This is a genomic window from Hymenobacter coalescens (assembly GCF_054783195.1).
In genome coordinates, this window is sequence record NZ_BAAGRA010000016.1 from 178,236 (window position 1) to 195,874 (window position 17,639).

General features: G+C 66.5%; 19 protein-coding genes. 8 read left to right on the forward strand and 11 right to left on the reverse strand.

Going from position 1 to position 17,639, the window contains the following annotated elements; translation table 11 throughout:
- The first annotated feature begins 7 nt into the window (after positions 1–7).
- A complete protein-coding gene (locus ACYVKQ_RS12180; RefSeq protein WP_460675611.1) occupies positions 8–1,186 on the forward strand; it encodes an efflux RND transporter periplasmic adaptor subunit in 1,179 nt (392 codons plus the stop codon).
- 33 nt (positions 1,187–1,219) lie between these two features.
- Positions 1,220–2,122, forward strand: coding sequence for a glutamate--tRNA ligase family protein (locus ACYVKQ_RS12185; RefSeq protein ID WP_460675612.1), 903 nt, complete (start codon positions 1,220–1,222; stop codon positions 2,120–2,122).
- Between the two features lie 21 nt (positions 2,123–2,143).
- On the opposite strand, the gene ACYVKQ_RS12190 is transcribed toward ACYVKQ_RS12185, so the two are convergent.
- From ACYVKQ_RS12190 to ACYVKQ_RS12200, 3 genes are all read right to left on the reverse strand, one after another.
- Positions 2,144–2,809 (reverse strand): hypothetical protein, encoded by a 666-nt coding sequence (locus tag ACYVKQ_RS12190; RefSeq protein WP_460675613.1) that lies wholly within the window; start codon positions 2,807–2,809, stop codon positions 2,144–2,146.
- Positions 2,806–3,495, reverse strand: coding sequence for a deoxyribonuclease V (gene nfi, locus ACYVKQ_RS12195; protein ID WP_460675614.1), 690 nt, complete (start codon positions 3,493–3,495; stop codon positions 2,806–2,808). The genes ACYVKQ_RS12190 and nfi overlap by 4 nt, the downstream gene beginning before the upstream one ends.
- A gap of 677 nt (positions 3,496–4,172) precedes the next feature.
- Positions 4,173–5,732, reverse strand: coding sequence for a serine hydrolase (locus tag ACYVKQ_RS12200; RefSeq protein WP_460675615.1), 1,560 nt, complete (start codon positions 5,730–5,732; stop codon positions 4,173–4,175).
- A gap of 172 nt (positions 5,733–5,904) precedes the next feature.
- Between ACYVKQ_RS12200 and ACYVKQ_RS12205 the strand changes: the two genes are divergently transcribed.
- The 4 genes from ACYVKQ_RS12205 to ACYVKQ_RS12220 all read left to right on the forward strand — a co-directional run bounded on the left by ACYVKQ_RS12205 (position 5,905) and on the right by ACYVKQ_RS12220 (position 8,573).
- Entirely contained in the window at positions 5,905–6,549 is a 645-nt protein-coding gene (locus ACYVKQ_RS12205; RefSeq protein ID WP_460675616.1) for a dienelactone hydrolase family protein, read from the forward strand.
- A gap of 37 nt (positions 6,550–6,586) precedes the next feature.
- Positions 6,587–7,240 carry a phosphoribosyltransferase gene (locus tag ACYVKQ_RS12210; RefSeq protein ID WP_460675617.1) on the forward strand — a complete coding sequence of 218 codons (654 nt, stop codon included), beginning with the start codon at positions 6,587–6,589 and terminating at the stop codon, positions 7,238–7,240.
- A gap of 63 nt (positions 7,241–7,303) precedes the next feature.
- Positions 7,304–7,879: a DUF1990 family protein gene (locus ACYVKQ_RS12215; protein ID WP_460675618.1), complete on the forward strand. Its 576-nt coding sequence runs from the start codon at positions 7,304–7,306 to the stop codon at positions 7,877–7,879.
- Positions 7,866–8,573 (forward strand): DUF1990 domain-containing protein, encoded by a 708-nt coding sequence (locus ACYVKQ_RS12220; RefSeq protein ID WP_460675619.1) that lies wholly within the window; start codon positions 7,866–7,868, stop codon positions 8,571–8,573. Before ACYVKQ_RS12215 ends, ACYVKQ_RS12220 begins: the two co-directional genes overlap by 14 nt.
- A 180-nt stretch (positions 8,574–8,753) precedes the next feature.
- Here the strand turns inward: ACYVKQ_RS12220 and ACYVKQ_RS12225 are convergent, their stop codons facing one another.
- Positions 8,754–9,059: a DUF3817 domain-containing protein gene (locus tag ACYVKQ_RS12225; protein WP_460675620.1), complete on the reverse strand. Its 306-nt coding sequence runs from the start codon at positions 9,057–9,059 to the stop codon at positions 8,754–8,756.
- 99 nt (positions 9,060–9,158) lie between these two features.
- Here ACYVKQ_RS12225 and ACYVKQ_RS12230 point away from each other — a divergent pair, with 99 nt between their 5' ends.
- Positions 9,159–10,202: an NAD(P)-dependent alcohol dehydrogenase gene (locus ACYVKQ_RS12230; RefSeq protein WP_460675621.1), complete on the forward strand. Its 1,044-nt coding sequence runs from the start codon at positions 9,159–9,161 to the stop codon at positions 10,200–10,202.
- 177 nt (positions 10,203–10,379) lie between these two features.
- Here the strand turns inward: ACYVKQ_RS12230 and ACYVKQ_RS12235 are convergent, their stop codons facing one another.
- From ACYVKQ_RS12235 to ACYVKQ_RS12245, 3 genes are all read right to left on the reverse strand, one after another.
- Complete coding sequence (locus tag ACYVKQ_RS12235) at positions 10,380–10,895, reverse strand: hypothetical protein (RefSeq protein WP_460675622.1); 516 nt, start codon at positions 10,893–10,895, stop codon at positions 10,380–10,382.
- Between the two features lie 103 nt (positions 10,896–10,998).
- A complete protein-coding gene (locus ACYVKQ_RS12240) occupies positions 10,999–11,667 on the reverse strand; it encodes a cytochrome b/b6 domain-containing protein (RefSeq protein ID WP_460675623.1) in 669 nt (222 codons plus the stop codon).
- Positions 11,668–11,712: 45 nt separating this feature from the next.
- A complete protein-coding gene (locus tag ACYVKQ_RS12245) occupies positions 11,713–12,912 on the reverse strand; it encodes a pyridoxal phosphate-dependent aminotransferase (RefSeq protein WP_460675624.1) in 1,200 nt (399 codons plus the stop codon).
- A 176-nt stretch (positions 12,913–13,088) separates the two neighbouring features.
- Here ACYVKQ_RS12245 and ACYVKQ_RS12250 point away from each other — a divergent pair, with 176 nt between their 5' ends.
- On the forward strand, positions 13,089–13,631 hold the full coding sequence (locus ACYVKQ_RS12250; RefSeq protein ID WP_460675625.1) for a hypothetical protein: 543 nt from the start codon (positions 13,089–13,091) through the stop codon (positions 13,629–13,631).
- 320 nt (positions 13,632–13,951) lie between these two features.
- Here the strand turns inward: ACYVKQ_RS12250 and ACYVKQ_RS12255 are convergent, their stop codons facing one another.
- The 4 genes from ACYVKQ_RS12255 to ACYVKQ_RS12270 all read right to left on the reverse strand — a co-directional run bounded on the left by ACYVKQ_RS12255 (position 13,952) and on the right by ACYVKQ_RS12270 (position 17,486).
- Positions 13,952–14,764, reverse strand: a complete 813-nt coding sequence (locus tag ACYVKQ_RS12255; protein WP_460675626.1) for a carboxypeptidase-like regulatory domain-containing protein — start codon at positions 14,762–14,764, stop codon at positions 13,952–13,954.
- Positions 14,765–14,948: 184 nt separating this feature from the next.
- Entirely contained in the window at positions 14,949–15,683 is a 735-nt protein-coding gene (locus ACYVKQ_RS12260; RefSeq protein ID WP_460675627.1) for a LytR/AlgR family response regulator transcription factor, read from the reverse strand.
- Positions 15,684–16,373: a sensor histidine kinase gene (locus ACYVKQ_RS12265; protein ID WP_460675628.1), complete on the reverse strand. Its 690-nt coding sequence runs from the start codon at positions 16,371–16,373 to the stop codon at positions 15,684–15,686. It abuts the gene before it with no gap.
- 465 nt (positions 16,374–16,838) lie between these two features.
- Positions 16,839–17,486 (reverse strand): hypothetical protein, encoded by a 648-nt coding sequence (locus ACYVKQ_RS12270; RefSeq protein WP_460675629.1) that lies wholly within the window; start codon positions 17,484–17,486, stop codon positions 16,839–16,841.
- Positions 17,487–17,639 lie beyond the last annotated feature (153 nt).

Genomic DNA, 17,639 nt, shown 5'->3' on the forward strand with positions numbered 1-17,639 from the left:
AACTCACATGCTCTTTTGCCCCACCTTCTTCCGATACCTGCTCCCCCTAACTGCGCTGGCCAGCTTTGCGGCCTGTAGCTCGGCCCCGGCCGAAAAACCCGTTGCTGAAGCAGCCGCCAGCGCCCCGGACGAGGTGACCCTCAGCTCCGACGAGCTGCGCGTGGCGGGCGTGCGCACCGGGCGCGTGCGTTACCGGGCCACGGCCGGCGTGCTGCGCGTCAATGGCTCCCTGGAGGCGCCGCCCCAGAGCCTGGTGGTGCTGAGCGCGCCGCTGGGCGGCTACATCGAGCAGCTGCCCCTGCTGCCGGGCGCCCACGTGAGCCGAGGCGAGGCGGTGGCCCGGGTGCGCAACCCCGAGTTTATTCAGGTGCAGCAGGAATACCGCCAGCTGCTCAGCCAGCTCGACTACGCCCGCGCCGAGCTGGAACGGCAGCGCGAGCTGGTGCGCGAGGAGGTAGCGCCGGCCAAAAATTACCAGCGCGCCCAGGCCGAGTTTCGCAGCCTGGAAGCGCAGCGCGACGCCCTGGCGGCCCGACTGCGCCTCGCCGGCCTGCCCGTGCGCGCCCGCGGGGCCATGGTGAGTACCGCCGAGCTGCGCGCGCCCATCACCGGCTTCGTGCGGCACGTGCGCGCCACCATTGGCCAGACAGTGGGCCCCACCGACGCCGTGGCCGAGCTGGTAGACCCCACCCACCTGCACGTGGAGCTGACCGTGTTTGAAAAGGACGCACCGCAGCTGCGGGTGGGACAGCGCATCCGCTTTACCCTCGCCTCCGATTCGGCCGGCGGGGAGCACACGGGCCGCATCACCTTGGTGAGCCGGGCCGTCGATCCGGAGGCGCGCACCGTGAGCGTGCACGCCCACCCCGACGACGAGAACAACCCGCGCCTGCTGCCGGGCATGTTTGTGCGGGCCACGGTGGAAACGCAGGCCGCGGCCGCCGCCACCGGTCCTTCGCTGCCCGAAGCCGCCGTGGTGGATTTCGAGGGCAAGAGCTACATCTTCGTGCAGCCCGCGCCGGGCACGGCGCGTTACCGCATGGTGGAGGTGCGGCGGACCGGCGCCGTGGAAAATGGCGCGGTGCCGGTGGTGCTGCCCGCCAGCGTGGGCGCCGAGGCCACGGTGGTGACCGAAGGTGCCTACAGCCTGTTGGGCAAGCTCAAGAACACGGCGGAAGAAGAGTAGGCCGCTGCGTAAGTTCGGGCCATGATTCCGCCGATGACTGTTGACGCTGCCGCTGCTGCCCCAGCCCCACTGGTGGGGCGGCTGGCCCCTACGCCCAGCGGCTACCTGCACCTGGGCAACGCGGTCAACTTTGTGCTGACCTGGCTGCTGGTGCGCCGCAGCGGCGGCCAGCTGCACCTGCGCATCGACGACCTGGACCGCAACCGGCTACGCCGGCCCTACCTGGAGAGCATCTTTCGCACCATTGAGTGGCTGGGCCTCGACTACGACCACGGCCCCAGCGGCCCCGACGACTTTTTGCGGCACCACTCGCAGCTGCTGCACCTGCCCGCCTACAACTACCTGCTGCGCCGCCTGCGGCTGGTGCCCGGCCTGCTGCAGGCCAGCGTCCGCAGCCGCACGCAGGCGGCCGAAGTGCCCGCCGATTTCGATCAGCCGGGGGCGGCCTGGCGGGCCGTGGTGCCGCCCGGCACCACCGTCGGCTTCGCGGATGGGTGGCTGGGGCCGGTAAGCCTGGAGCTGGACCGGGCCATGCCCGATTTCGTGCTGCGCAAGAAGGACGGTGTGGTGGCCTACCAGCTGGCTTCCGTGGCCGACGACCTGCGCCTGGGTACTACCCTCATTGTACGCGGCCAGGACTTGCTGCCGAGCACCGCCGCCCAGCTTTGGCTGGCCCAGCAGCTGCCCGAAACGGCCGCGTTCAGCGCCCCGCGCATCCACTTCCTGCACCACCCGCTGCTGCCCGGCCCCGACGGCCGCAAGCTCAGCAAGTCGCAGCAGCAGCCGCTTGATAGGGGTGTGTTGGCCGCGGCCGGCGGTCCGCAGCCAGTGTATGCGGCCGTGGCGCAGGTGCTGCAGCTGCCGGCCGCCAGCGCCGAATCGTTGGCTCAGCTGCTGTTGGCTCTGGGCGCCGCACCCCTGGCCCACATCGGATAGTTACGCCGGTGCTGCGGCCGCTCAGGCGCTGCACGGAATGCGCAGATCCACTAGGACCAGCCACCAGCGGCCCTGCCGCCGCGCCCAGTGGAAGCGGTAGCCCGTATCGGTTTGGAGCACGGCCCAGCGGATACCGGCCACGGCGGCGCGGCCTTGGACGGCCGTGCCACCGCGCAGGGTGGCGTGGGGCCAGATGGCGGCCAGCGGTTCCCCGCGCGACGGGCCCAGCAGGCAGCCGTTGCGCGCAAAGCCGGCTTCGTTGCCGGGCTGGCCCTGGCAGGTGGCCGTGGGCAGCGTATCTACCGGGGTGGGGCGCAGGCAGGACATCAGCTCGGCGGCGAGGGTGAAGAAGGAGGGCTGCGGCTGGTTGCGGCGAAAACGGCGCACGTCCGTGAGGCGCGTCAGCACGGGCATGGCGCCGGGCTGCTCCAGCACCCACAGGCCGTGCGCCGGGTGGATAAAGCCGTTGACGGCCACCGTATCGGCCTGGCGCAGGGCGTCGGCCCAGCGGATGAAGGCCCCGGCCACGGTGGTATCGGCCTGGGTGGCGGCGGCCGCGGGCAGCGGGCGTTCCTTAATGACTTCGCGCGGCGCGTCCAGGTCGGCCGGCGACCAGGCCCCGGACTCGTTGCGGGACTGGCAGGCAGCCAGCAGCGGCAGGGCCAGGCAAATCAGGCCGCGCCTCATCGGACTTCCTGCTTGAACTGCTCGGCCCAGTGGTCGGCCAGGCGGGTGGGCTCGGGCAGCTTGTAGCCGCGGGTGCAGCGCCAGGCCAGCTCGGTGGCCGTGGCCTGGTCGATCCGGTGGCCGGGGCTGACGAACACCGGCTTCACGCGGTCCTTGGTGCGCAGCACTTCCCCGATCAGCTCGCCGGTTTTCTTGTCGGTAAGCGGGGCCCGGCTGCCGGCCGGCGCGTCGGGCTCGGGGTGCTGGCCCGTGAGTACCTGCTTGGCCACCCCGAAGCTGGGCTTGTCGAGCAGAATGCCGATGTGGGCCCCGATGCCCATGCGGCGCGGGTGCGCGTAGCCGTGGCCGTCCACCATCAGCACGTCGGGCTGGTGCTGCAGCTTGGCGAAGGCATGGATGAGGTTCGGGGCCTCGCGGAAGGAGAGGAAGCCCGGCACGTAGGGCAAATCCACCGGGCCGTAGTTGTACACCTTTTCCACCAGCTCCAGCTCGGGGAATTTCAGCACCACGATAACCGATAGGATGGTGTCGGGGGTAGGAAACGACGAATCCAGGCCGGCAATCAGCCGGGGCGGCGCGGCCAGTGGCTCCAGGCGCTGGCGCTGGCGCATGTCGTTTTGCTGCTGGGTAAGCTGGCGCACCAGCTCGGGGTCGGCGGGCGGGTGGTAGGGGCGGTAGTAGGCCATCGGGGCGGAGCGTTTCGGTTTGATACGCGGATGCGGACCTAGAGGGCGCGGCCGGCCGGAAAACCGGTGCGGTTCTTAGCCGCCCTCAGCGTACCAGCTCCGGGGTTTTGTTGCGCGCATCTGCCTGGTGCCCATTGATTTTGAGCTTAAAGCGGTCCAGGGAGGGACACGAGCAGGGCCCCAAGGCATTACTGCTGGTCTTGATGTCGATACCGTTCAGGTCGTAGGAGCGGCCGGCAGCTGGTACGACTACCCGAAAGCTGTTATCAGCACTAAGCCCACCTACGGGACTACGAGCCCAAAAGGTAAACTCCTCGCTCAGCTTGGTATACTGAACCGAGAAAGGCGGGACGTCGGGATTCTGACCAGCTGGCCGTTGCCACAACGTGTCAACTACCCTTGTAAAATCGGGGGTAGCGTAACGTATTAGATAAGCGGATTGTACCTCGGCTTTGGTGAAGCCGGTTCCGCCGAGACTATCGGAGCTGAAACGGAGTTTTATATCGGTGATTGGCCCATCAATGCTACACTCGCAACAACTCGTCAAGGAGAACCAGCTACTAGAAGTCCGAAACGGGTGAATAGGGGTAAGTAAAACATAATGGGCTCCTGAAGCTGTGGACGAACAGCTTCAGGAGCCCTAATTCAACGGAGTGGTTGCAAAGCAGCGCTGCCCACTACCCCCGCACGAACACGTACGGGTCCTGGTCGATGCCGTCGTTGACGCGCAGCTCCACCGACTTCACCTGCTCGCCCTCCACCGTAAAGGCGGCGGGGTAGATGCCGTAGGTCAGGTTCGAGTACGTGGCGCGAAACTGCTGCCCGTCCATATAGTCGAGCGTGGCGCGCAGCTCGGGGTGGCGGCTGAAGCTGATGAGCAGCTGCTTGCCTTTGGCAGTGATGGTGATGGGGCCGTACACCGGGTGCGCGTACTGGCCCGCGTAGGCCTTGAGCGGCAGCGCGGGCTTGCCCTTTTTCGTTACGCGGGCGTTTAGCTTGGCCAGCTCGGCGGCGGCTTCGGCACGGCCGGCGGCGCCGCGGTTCCACAGCTGGCGGCTGCGGTCCACGTAAGGCATGCCTAGGTAGGCATCGAGCAGCTGGTAGCGCAGCGCCTCGAAGAAGCTCTGGTTGTCTTGGTTGGTGAGCACGGCAATGCCTAGGCGCTCCTCGGGTACGAAGCAGGTGTTGCTCACGTACCCGGTGGCCCCGCCCGTGTGCCAATACACCTGCCGGCCGTTGTAGTCGGCGGCAAATACGCCCAGGCCGTAGGTGCGGAAGTGCTCGGGCAGCAACGCCGACTTGCGCGCCGACACGGCCGTGTTCACGTCGCGGGTGCGGCGCAGCGCGGCCCAGGGCAGCACGCGCTGGCCTTGGTGCTTGCCGCTGTCGAGCTGAAACTGCAGCCACTTGCCCAGGTCGCCCACACTCGACACCATGCTGGCGGCCGGCCCGAGGTTATCCACCTCGTCGATGGGGAGCACCGCCAGCGGGCCGTACGCATTGGAGTAGGGCAGGGCCACGTTGGGGCGCTGGCCGAAGCCCGCCGTGAGCATGTAGGTGTTGGTCATGCCCAGGGGGCGGAGCATGGTCTGCTCCACGTAGTTTTCCCAGCTGGTGCCGCCCGTCACGGCCGGAATTACCTGGCCGGCGGCCAGGAAGCCCGCGTTGCAGTAGCCGTAGTCCTGCCGGAAGGGGAGGCTGGGCTTGAGCACGCGCATCTGGCGGATGATGTCTTCGCGCGAGAAATTGGAATCCCAGAAAGCGAAGTCGCCCTGGAAGGTCTTGGTGCCGAGGTGATGGCCCAGCAGGTCGCGCACGGTCACCAGCTGGGTGCTGGTGGGGTCGTAAAGCTGAAAATCGGGCAGGTACTGCGTGACCTTGTCGTTGAGGGAAAGTTTCTTCTCCTGCTCCAGGTTGGCCAGCGCCAGGCCCGTGAAGAGCTTGGTGTTCGAGGCAATCAGGAACAGCGTGTTGGCGTCCACCGGCTCGGGCTTGCCCACGGCTCGCACGCCGTAGCCCTTGCTGACGACCACCTGGCCATCTTTCACCACCACCACGGCCAGGCCCGGAATCTGCCACTGGCGCATGCCGCGCTGGATATATTGGTCGAGGCTGTCGGCCACGAAGCGGGAGGGAGGAGCGACCGGCGCGGGTACTTGGGCCGAAGCCCCCGGAGCGGAGCCCAGGCCCCAGGCCAGCAGGCCGCCCAGCAGCGGCCCGAAAAAGCGTAGTTGCATCAAGAAATCAGGTAAAACGAAACGGTAAGTCAAGGACCAACCCAAACCTACGCAGTTGCGCCCACATCGCCGCTACTCCCGCGCTGGTGGTTTTTCCGCCATCGATGCAGCCAAGCAGCGCCCGATTTGCGTACACCCCGTGTCGCGCGTTGTGTCTACTCGCATTTCTGCCATGCTTGCCCTCTCCGCTCCAAAGCCCGTGCGCCTGGAGCTGCCCCACGCCACCCTCGCGGCCGACCTGGCCGTGCCGCCCGCCGCTTCCGGCATCGTCGTTTTTTCGCACGGCAGCGGCAGCTCCCGCCTGAGCCCGCGCAACCAGCACGTGGCCCAGTGCCTGCAGCAGGCCGGGTTTGCCACCCTGCTGCTCGATCTGCTCACGCCCGAGGAAGACCGCGCCTTCGAAGCGCGCTTCGACATCGACCTGCTCACCCGCCGCTTGCTGGGCGCCGCCAGCTGGCTGCGCCGCGAGCAGCGCCTGCACGATCTGCGCCTGGGCTTTTTCGGGGCCAGCACCGGCGCGGCCTCGGCCCTGAACGCCGCCGCCGAGCTGGGCAGCCAGGTCAGCGCCGTGATTTCGCGTGGGGGGCGCCCCGATCTGGCCCTGCCGGCCCTGGCGCGGGTGCAGGCCTCCACACTGCTCATCGTGGGCGGGCAGGACTGGCCCGTCATCGGCGCCAACGAGCAGGCCCTGGAAGCCTTGAGCTGCCCCAAGCAGATGCGCACGGTGCCCGGGGCCGGCCACCTGTTCGACGAGCCCGGCACCCTCGACGAAGTGGCCGACCTGGCCGTGGACTGGTGCCAGCAGCACCTGACCTGAGCCCTGATGGGGGCCGTTGTTGACCTTCTTTCTGCCTATGTTCCCCGCATTCGACGACCGTCTGGCTGCGGCCCGTGCGCTGGCCGAGCGGCTGCTGCCCCTGCTGAGCGGCGGGCCGCCGGGCGTGGTACTGGCCATTCCGCGGGGCGGCGTACCCGTGGGGGCGGTGCTGGCGCAGGCCCTGGGCTGGCCTCTGGACCTGGCGATGGTGAAGAAAATCGGGCATCCGGCCAATCCCGAATTCGCCGTCGGGGCCGTCAGCGCCTGGGGCTACGTGCTGGAGCCCGGGCTGCACCTACCCGATGAATACCTGGCCGAGCAGATGGACCGCATTCGGCCGCAACTGCAGGCCCGCCGCCGCGCCTACCTCGGCGACCAGCCGCCGCTGCCGCTGACGGGGCGGCCGGTCGTCATCACCGACGACGGCGTGGCCACCGGCCACACCATGCTGGCCACGGTGGCGCTGGTGCGCCGGCAGCAGCCCGCCCGCATCACCGTGGCCGTGCCGGTGGCGGCCCCGGCGGCCCTGGCGCAGCTGCAGGCCGTGGCCGAGGACGTGGTGTGTCTGCTCGCGCCGTCGGGATTCCGGGCCGTGGGCGAGTACTACGCCGATTTCACCCAAACCACCGACGAGGAAGTAATGCAGGCCCTGCGCGCCGCCGGAACCCGGCTGCCACCGGCCGCGGCCTAACCCAGAACCGGAACGGTACGTTTGGAAAAGCGCCGGCCGCTGTATCCGGGCCGGCCCCAACCCATGTCCAAACCTGTTCAAGATGCGGCGGAAGGCGCCGGTCCCTTCACGGTGCGCCGCTACTACATCGACGTGGCCCGGCCCCAGCGCCCGGCGGCCGAGCTGATGCGCGACATCCAGTGCCACATCGAGAAGTTTTCGCCGGAGCTGCTGGCTGATTTTCACAAAGCCAAGGGCGAGGAGCACCGGCTGAAGGTCAACGACGAGTTTCACATCAAAATCCTGGGGCCCTGGAACGGCTCGGTGCGCGTGACGGAAGTAGCCGAGCAGCACTTCGAGCTGTGCACCCTGGAGGGCCACCCCGAAGCCGGCACCATCCGGTTTTCGCTGCGCCAGTTGCCCAGCCGGCCCGAGGTCGTGCGCTTCGAAATCCGCTCCCGGGCCCGCGCCCGCGACGGGCTGGTGGCCTTCGCCTACGGTACGCTCGGGGTGGGCAAGCAGGTGCAGGAGCAGACCTGGGTAACCTTTTGCCAGCGCGTGGCCGAAGCCAGCGGCGGCGAGCCGCTCGGGCCGGTGCAGGTGGATACCACCGAGCAGGATGAATCGGGCCAGCAGCACGAGCACCATGAGCGCAACTAGCCCCGCCGCGCCGCCCCTGTGGCAGCAGTACCGCACGCAGCTGGAAGCGTTCAGCAAGGCCAAGGTCAACTACGACCTGGAGCGCGTGCACGAGTACACCGCCGAAGCCGGCTGGCGCCTCGACGACTACAACACCGAGCTGCCCTCGGAGCCGCCGGGCCCGCCCGTAAGCGGTGGCAGCTGGGAGGCGGCCAAGCAGGTGCTGCTGAACTATTCCTTTCCGCCGCCCGACCTCATTACCGGCATCTTCGTGCCCGATGCGCCGCTGGCCGAGCGCGTGATGCTGCTGCGCGGGCGCTTCCTGTTTTTCACCTTCTGGTTTGGGGTGCGCATCGGCGGCGTGACGGACGAGCAGCAACAAACCCCCGACGGCCCCGAGCAGGTGTGGGGCTACAACTACCGCACGCTGGAAGGGCACTTCGAAAAGGGCCAGATCGACTTCACCATCCACAAAAACCTGCGCACCGGGCGGGTGAAGTTTCAGGTGAAAGCCTACTCCCAGCCCGACCGCATCCAAAACATCTTCTACCGCATCGGCTTCAAGCTGTTCGGCCGCTCCCTGCAGCGCAAGTTTGCCCGCGAGTCTATGAAGCGGATGCGGCGGCTGGTAGGCGAGGCGTTGCGGGAAGGAGGCAAACCCATTGCGGCAAGCAGCATCAAAGCCGTTAGCTCCGCAGCGCCAGGTCGGCAGTGAAATCCAGCAGGAACTGACGGCGCTGCTGATTAGGCTTGTGGGCTAGCTCCAGGTGCAATTGCCGCTGGGCTTCGGCGTGGTAGCCGCCTGCGTAGAGGGCCCGGATGCCACGGTGTGCAGCACGCCTGCGGTGCCTCTTCAGGCGGCAGAGGGTACTCCAGGCGGCGCTGCGCCGCGGGCCTACCGCTCCTCGCGAAACAGCTTCTTGTCGGCCCAGAACGTGCCCAGCGGCACCAACGAAGCCACAAAGCCCAGCGCGGCCTTGCGCACCGACCAGCCGTGCTCAAGGGTGGCGGCGATGAGCAGCAGCACGTACAGCACGAAGAGCACGCCGTGGGCCATGCCCACGTGGCGCACGGCCTCGGGCTGGCCCAACACGTACTTCAGCGGCATGGCAATGCCCAGCAGCACCAGAAACGACAACCCTTCGAGGAAACCGACCACCCGCAGGCGACCCACAGAAGAAGAAAACAGACGAAACAGCATCGGCGTACCAACAAAACAGAACCCGGCAAAGTTACCACCTTCCACCGGCACGGCCGCCGCAGCGGGCAGTGCTACTTGTCATCCTTCCTAACCAACCCCATGACGCAAACCAAAGCCTACGCAGCCTCCGCGGCCCGCGCCCCGCTGGCACCCTTTCAGCTCGACCGCCGCGACCTGGGCGCCCACGACGTGCAAATCGAAATCATGTACTGCGGCGTGTGCCATTCCGACGTGCACCAAGCCCGCGACGAGTGGGGCGGCTCCACCTTTCCCATGGTGCCCGGCCACGAAATCGTGGGCCGCGTGACGCAGGTGGGCGCCCACGTTGGCAAGTTCAAGGCCGGCGACCTGGTGGGCGTGGGCTGCATGGTGGACACCTGCCGCACCTGCCACAACTGCGAGCAGGGCCTCGAGCAGTACTGCGAGACGCACATCAGCTTTACCTACAACAGCACCCTGCAGGACCGCCAGACGCGCACCCACGGCGGCTACTCCCAGCAGATTGTGGTAGACGAGAACTACGTGCTGCGCGTGTCCGACAAGCTGCCGCTGGCGGGCGTGGCGCCGTTGCTCTGCGCCGGCATCACCACCTACTCGCCGCTGCGCACCTGGGGCGCCGGCCCCGGCAAGCGCGTGGGCGTGGTGGGCCTGGGCGGCCTGGGCCACATGGCCGTGAAGCTGGCCGCCGCCATGGGCGCCGAAGTCACCGTGCTCAGCACTTCGCCCGCCAAGGAGCAGGACGCCAAAGCCCTGGGTGCCCACAAGTTCGTGGTAACCAAGGACAAGGACGCGGTGAAAGAGGTGGGCAACTATTTCGACCTGATCATCAACACCGTCGGCTCCAACATCGACCTGAACCAGTACCTGCTGCTGCTGCGCCTCGACGGCACGATGGTGATGGTGGGCCTGCCGCCCGAAGCCCCGCAGATCGGCATCTTCCCGCTCGTGGGGCAGCGCCGCCGTTTGGCCGGCTCGCACATCGGCGGCATTGCCGAAACCCAGGAAATGCTCGACTTCTGCGCCGAGCACAACATCGTGTCGGACGTGGAAGTCATTCCCATCGACTACATCAACGAGGCCTACGAGCGGATGCTGCGCAGCGACGTGAAGTACCGCTTCGTGATTGATCTGGCCACGCTGTAGTCGCCCAGGCTTGCACGACGGGATGGCTGCATGATTGAGCAGGCCGCTATCCTACAGGCAGCAACGGCCGGCCGATGTGGTCAAGGACCTTGCCTCGGGCGAACCGAACCGTTCTGACGCGGTTGGTCTGCCCGAGGCAAGGTTCTTTTTGATTGCGCCGGATGCCGTCAGGCGCGTTTAGCGCACTTCGTACGCGCAGCGGAACGTGCCCTGAAAAGTTAGCTTCTTAGCGCTGCGCGGGGAATTGGTGGAGCACGTCACGGCCCGGAACGTGCCCGTCAGCACGTGGGCCTCGGTATCCACGGCCGTCACGCGCACTTCGCCGTCGTTGACGCCGCAGGCCATGGACTCGGCCGTCAGGTTGCCCACGCGGTAGGTGGCCTCGCGCACGTGGGCGCTCAGGATTTCCTTGAAGCGATACACCTGCGGCACGGCCTTGAACTCATCCACCAGAATGGTCAGGCCGGGGTCGTCGGGCGAATCGGCGCGGATGAGGTTCAGCGTAAGCACCTTGCCCGCCCCCGACGACAGCTCGATGCGGGAGTATGCCGTGTCGACGGCGGTCGGAATGCCGTTGACGAGCAAGGTGAAGCGGCGGGGCGGGGCGACGGCCGGCCGCCGGGAAACGGGGTCGGCTACTGGGGTAAGCAGCGGAAGCAAGGCCAGCAGCGGCCCAAAAATCAAATACATCATGCCGGAGTGGCCCGGCCGGGGCAGCCGGGCATTGGCCGAAAATACGACGCACCGACCCGGTTTCGTATGCCAACGCTGCGAAACGGCCCAAAAGCGCGGCGCCTTACTTGCGGATTTTGCCGCCGTGAATCATGTCGGAGGTGATGTTTTTGTCGCGGCGCAGCTCGGCCCACACCACGCCCGCGAGGTGGGCTACCGTGAAGGCGATGAGCAGGTACATGTTCACGTTGTGGACTTCCTTCACCGTGTGCTCGATGTCGTGCAGGGCCTGCACGTCGTCGGCGTACGTAAGGATAAGGCCGGTTACCACCATCACCGTCAGCAGCAGGTAGAACACCAGGTAGCTGTACTTCACCAGCACCGAGTGCCGCAGCCGAAACGCCGCACGCGGGGCCTCGGCTTGGTGCTCTTTGGAGCGCCGCAGCCGGTGGCGGAAGGTTTGCAGGGTGGGGGCGGCCAGCTCGGCCACCAGGCGCCAGCCCAGCAGCACGGCCAGCAAAACGCCCAGGTAGATGTGCCAGTCCCAGATGCGGTGGCTGACCAACCGGCTGATGCTGCGCGCCTGCTCCTCACTCAGCACGGTGCCGCCCTGGCGCGCTACTTCCTGCATCTCAGGCCGCAGGCCGCGCAGGTTGAGGATGACGCGCAAAAACAGAATCGTGCTCAGCAAGCCCGCAATGGTGGCGGCGTTGGCCCAGTGCCAGAGGCGCAGCGCGCCGGAATACTTCGGTGTGGCCGGCGCTTCCGGGGTGGTTGTAACAGGTTGTGACATGGTGAGGCTGGCGTAAGGGCCCGCCGCCGGCGGGCAAGGTAAGGATTAGGGCTGGCGTCCCGGATACACGCGCAAGGCCTCGGCCAGGCAGTCCATGGCCGCGTCGATGGCCTGCAGGTTCAGCACGTAGGCCAAGCGCACTTCCTGGCGGCCGCCCCCGGGCGTGGCGTAGAAGCCCGTGGCGGGGGAGAGCATGACCGTGCGGCCCTGGTGTTCGAACTCCTCCAGCAGCCAGCGCGCAAACCGCTCGGAGTCGTCGATGGGCAGCTGGGGCATCACGTAGAAGGCGCCGCCGGGCACCGGGCACTGCACCCCGGGCATCTGGCGCAGGCGCTGCACCATCCGGTCGCGGCGGGCCTGGTACTCGGCCTTGGTGTGCTCAAAGTACGCGTCGGGCAGCTCCGCGGCGGCTTCGCCCAGCAGCTGCGCCAGGCCGGGCGGGCTGATGCGCATCTGCGCGAAGCGGAAGGCGGCGTCGCGCACGTCGGGGTTCTTCGTCACCAGCGCCCCGAGGCGGGCCCCGCAGGCGCTGTAGCGCTTGGAAATCGTATCGAGCAACACCACGTGCGCCTCGGCGTCCGGCCCCAGGTGCAGGGCACTGACGCAGGGCGCGTCGTAGCAGAACTCGCGGTAGGCCTCGTCGGAAAGCAGGAACAGGTGGTGGCGCTGGCAGAGGTCCAGCAGCAGCTCCAGCTCCGGGCGCCGGTACACGTAGCCCGTCGGGTTATTGGGGTTGCAGAGCAGCACGGCCTTGGTGCGCTCGGTCACGTGCGCTTCTAGCGCGGTCAGCGGCGGCAGCGCAAAGCCCGTGGCAATGGTGGAGCGCACCGGCACCAGCTGCACGCCGGCGGCAATGGCAAAGGCCGTGTAGGCGCCGTAAAAGGGCTCCGGCACGATGACTTCGTCGCCGGGGTTCAGGCAGCTGAGCAGGGCAAACCAAATGGCCTCCGAGCCGCCGGTTGTCACGATGATGTCCTCGGCGGCCACCCCGATGCCGTTGCGCTGGTAGTAAGCGGCCAGCTTCTGGCGGTAGCTCAGGTGGCCCGCGCCGTGCGAGTATTCCAGCACCCGGATATCGGCCTGCTGCACGGCCGCCAGCACCTGGGGCGGCGTTTCGATGTCGGGCTGGCCGATGTTGAGGTGAAAGACCTGCACCCCGCGGGCCTTGGCCGCGTCGGCGTAGGGGGTGAGCTTGCGGTACGGCGACATGGGCATGGCCGCGCCGCGCTGGGATACGTGGGGCATGAGGCCAAATATAGCGGCGGAGACCAGGTAGAAGAACTGGGGTATCGTGTTCCGTTGGCGGTTCACCCCGTCCGAGGGCAACGGCCCGTGGAGAGGCGGGGCACCACCACCCGGCCCCGGCTGTATATTGGCCGGCAACTTAGTCGGCCGGCGCCGCGATACTCGCCGCAATTACGATGGACGGCAGTACCCTGCTTTTGCTGATTATTCTGGTTGGTAAATATTTGCTGGTGCCTGGGGTAGCCATCTATTACCTGGCGAAGAAATCAAAAGTCCAGACGGCGCGCTTGCTGGGCTTCCTGGCTGTATCGGCCTACTTCGCGTGGCTGGTGATGAGCTCGGCCTGGCACGAAACGGGCAAGTGCAGCGGGCAAGGCTGCCTGATTGTATTCCCGTTCGCCGCCTTCTGGTACCTTCTGGCGTATGCGCTGCTGCTGCCGGCCTACGGGTGGGTACTGGCCGGGTGGCGGTGGTGGCAGTGGCTGCTGGCCCTCGGGGCTGTCTTGTTGAGCGGCTTGGTGCTGCGGCAAGTGGCTCACGTCTTCGATTACTCATTGGGTGGTATTCCCATCGATTACCGGAAGAGCGAATGGCCGTTCCACCACCTGATGCGCCTGCAGGTGCTTACCGCTGTTTTGTTGCTGGCGGCTCCGGGCGGGCGGGTGGTGTGGAAGTGGCTTACCAATGACCTGGAGGCCGAGCTGGAAGCGGGCAGTTGAACGGTCGTTTATTACCCTTTAGTGGTAGGCTGCTGTCCCCCCTCCGGCAGCAGGGGCGCTTCCTCGTAGTGGCCGGGCACGGGCTAGGCCGGGCGCCCTGCGTGAGGGCTTCTACCAGCAGCTTGCCGCCCACCACGCGCTCTTTCCACGGCTCGCCCAGGCCGTCGGGCCGGCACCGGCGGGCGTGGAAAGAGCGCGTGGTGGGGTGACACTGTTCCGGTTCGCGCTTCTGAGCAGGGCGTTGCTTGGGTTGTGTTTGGGGCCGCGTGTGGTGGCTCAGCCCCGGGTCAGGGCAAGTGCCCGAGCCTGGCCGCAGACTTTCAGAAGGTGACGTCGAAGCGGCCGTTGGTGACAGCCACGGTGCTGGGGGCGTTGCCGGAGTTATTGGTTACCAGCTGGGCTTCAAATTCGAAGGTGCCCCGGGCCGTACGAGTCGTCAGGTCGAAATGCGTGATGACCACTTGGCCGAGGCGGCGGCCGGCGTAGCTGGTGATGTGGCGGTCGTAGCCGGCGCCGGCGCGGGGATACGCATTGACCATGCCGAACGGGTATTCGGCCACGCCCAGCGGGTAGGTGCCCACGCCCTGAAACGACACTCCAGGGGCGCGCACCAGCTGGGGCACCACCAGCGTAACCGCGTGAAACGCACCGCTGGCGTCCGCGGGGCTGCTGCCTTCCAGGGAGAATAAGTTGTCCAGAATCTGGCCGTAAAACAGCGCAGTGGCCTGGTGCGTCACGCCGTTCAGCGTCCAGCTCATTGTGCCGCGGATTCGGCCGTCGCGCGTCATTTGCAGGTTCTTGGTAGTGGTCTGGTTGGCGTACACCGTCAGCGGAACCGGGGTGGTGGGGTTGAAGCCCGTGGTGGGCGTGGCCGTGAGCGTGTAGTCGCCCGCCGGCAGGCCGCTGAATGCAAATGCGCCGGTCGCAGGATCGGGCTGCGCGGTGTATTCAGTGCCGGTGGCCAGCGTGAGCTGCAGGCGGCTGGTCGCGCCGAGTGGGGTGAGCACGCCGCGTACCTGTCCGGTGGCGGGAGCCGGGTCGTCGGACCCTTTTTCGGAGCACGAGGCCAGCAGAAAGGACAGCAGGAACCCACACAGGGCTGCCACGTGGCGTAGCGTAAAGGAAAGGGACATATGGAATAGGAAAAACGATGAAGATGAAAAACGAATGCCTCGAAAATCGGCCGGGCAGCAGGCGAGCATAAGCACCCTGCCCGAGGTGGTGCGGCGGGTAAGTGGTGCTCCAACCGCCCGTTGAGGGGGGAGCCAACGGCGGGTGCGAGCGGTGCAGCCCCACCGGCAGCAAAGGGCCAGCGCGCTACTCGGCAGCGCCTTTGCCGCCGACCACGTGGCGCTGCAGAGCCTCGAAAAAGCCCCGGCGGTAGGTGTCGCCGAGCGGGGCGCTGGCCTTGCCGTCCTGAAACAGAATCTGGTTGCCGTCGAGGGCCTTGATCTTGGGCAGCGACACGATGTAGGACTTGTGCACGCGCATGAACTGCGCGGCGGGCAGGCGGTCCTGCAGGTCCTTGATGTTGAGCAGGGTAATGATGCGCTCCTGCTCGGTGTAAATGGACACGTAGTTCTTGAGCCCCTCCACGTACACGATTTCCTCGAAGGCTACCTTGCGCATCTTGCCCTTGCTTTCGGTCTTGACGAAGATGTAGTTGTCGGGGGGCAGGCCCAGGGGCTGGGCCACCGGGGCCTGAGCCTTCAGGGCTTTCTGCGCCGCCTTTAGAAACCGCTCGAAGGCAATGGGCTTGAGCAGGTAGTCGAGGGCTTCCAGCTCGAAGCCGCGCACGGCAAACTCGCTGTAGGCCGTGGTCAGAATCACCTGGCACTTGCCCGCCAGCAGCGGCATCGCGTCGAGGCCGGAGAGCTGGGGCATGTGGATGTCGAGAAACACCAGGTCGATGGGCTCGGTGGCCACGATGCGCAGCGCCTCCACGGGGTTGGTGGTGCTGGCCGCTAGCTGCAGAAAGGGCGTTTTTTCCACGAACTGCCGCAGAATGTCGATGGCACCCTGCTCGTCGTCGACAATAAGACACTTAATCATCTAGAGAACCAGGTGGAGGTGGGTGGAGTAGAAGTCGGGCTCGTCGCGGATGGTCAGCTGGTGGCGGTCGGCGTAAATGGCCTGCAGGCGCCGGCGGGTGTTGTCGAGGCCGATGCCGGTGGAGTACTCCACCGGGCCCCGGCGCTTGCGGTTGCGGGTGACGAGCGTCAGCTGGTTTTCCGCCACGCGCACCTGCAGCAGCAAGGGGTGCGCGGGGTCGAACAGCTCGCCGTGCTTGAAGCAGTTCTCGACGAAGGTGATGAGCACCAGCGGCAGAATCATCAGGAACTGGGTGCTGCCCTGCACCTCAAACTGCACCTGCAGCTGGTGGCCGAAGCGCAGCTGGTTCAGCGCGACGTAGTTGCGCAGGTGCTGTACCTCCTTGTCCAGCATCACCTTGCCCTGCTCGCCGCCCTCGTTCAGGGCGTAGCGCATGATGTCGGAGAGCAGCAGCACGCTTTTGGCCGTGGGCTCCGACAGCGGGTACACCTGGGCGTAAAGGAAGTTGAGCGCGTTGAAGAGGAAATGCGGGTTGATCTGGCTTTTCAGGAAGGCAATGTCGGCTTCCAGCAGGCTGCGTTCCTGCTCCCGCAGCTGCTGTTGGATACGAAGTGCGTATTTGACGGAAGCGTATACTAAGCTGCAGGAATAAAAATAGATTCCGCGGAATATGCCTATGGCAAAAAACACCCGCATATTAATAAACTTCTGTGTCGACTCAAGATGAAGAGAAGGCAGGATAAAAGTGGTAATGCCAATACGTAGAGCTAAAAAAGCGACAAACAGGCCGATTACCCCCAGCGCATAGACACCATATCGTTTCGTAATAAAAAACCGGGGAAACAGCCATTCGCTATTTATATAAACGATAAAAGCATATAGCGAAAATTGAAAAATGTCTCCTAGTGCGTCTGGGTATTTGCCCTGCAGAGCTACAACAAATATGGATTCGTAGAGGTAGTAGGCCACCCACGCCATGATGTGGTAAAGAATAGTCTTGAAGCGGGGCACACGAATGGCTAGTTGGGCGGTAGAGGAAGATGATAGCGTAAAGGTGTTCATAAATCCAGGTCGCGTGGGCGCAGAGAGGTGGACGAACTTGAAAAAGACCGGGCAGCGGCCAAAGTGCCGGGCCGGTGGCCACGGCGGCCGGGCTTAGCGCACGAGGCTGAGGCGCAGGCCGGCCTCCAGGTGCGGGCTCAGCCGCGGGGCGTTGGGCGCGCTCAGGCGGCGCGTTTCCAGCCCGCCGCCCACGTACGCATCGATGAGGCCGTGGCCGCCCAGCCGACGCTGCATGCCCCACTGGCCCGCCAGGGCGCTGACTTCGTGGTGCAGGCGCGGGCTGTAAGAGGGCGTGAGGCTGTGGAGGCCCTGCAGCGCCACGTAGTTGCCCACGAAGGGCCCGGCGGCGCGGCCCGCCGCGCGGCGCTGCGGCTGGCGGTAATAGCGGCGCACGCCCACCTCCACGCCCAGCTCCATCACGCGGGCGCTGTGGCGGCTGCCGTCGGGGGCGGCGGTGCGCGGGCCCACCCGCCAAGCGCTGCTGACGTTGCCGTAGGCCGACCACGCCGGGGCCAGCTGCCACTCGGCGCCGGCCACTACCGGCAGCGCGGTGCCCATGTAGCCGCCCACGGTGAGGCCGCGGGTGAGGCCCGTGCCCAGCTTGAGCAGCACGGAGCGGGCCGCAGCGGCCGAATCAGGGGTGGGCGAAGCGGTGGCGGGTAGCTGGGCCCGGCAGGACAGCACGGCCGCGCCGAAGGCAATGGCCAGGAATACGGAGCGGCGGTAGAAATACGGCGACATAGGAATGGGAAAAGAAGAGCGGGAATGAGGTGAAAGGCTGTGGTCTGGCGGCCGGCTTGGGGCCTCGCCCGCCTTGATGATTCAAACCTATCCCGACTTCGGCCCGCCTGAAAAACTATTACACCAACCGGCCTTTCGGCGGGACCAACACCC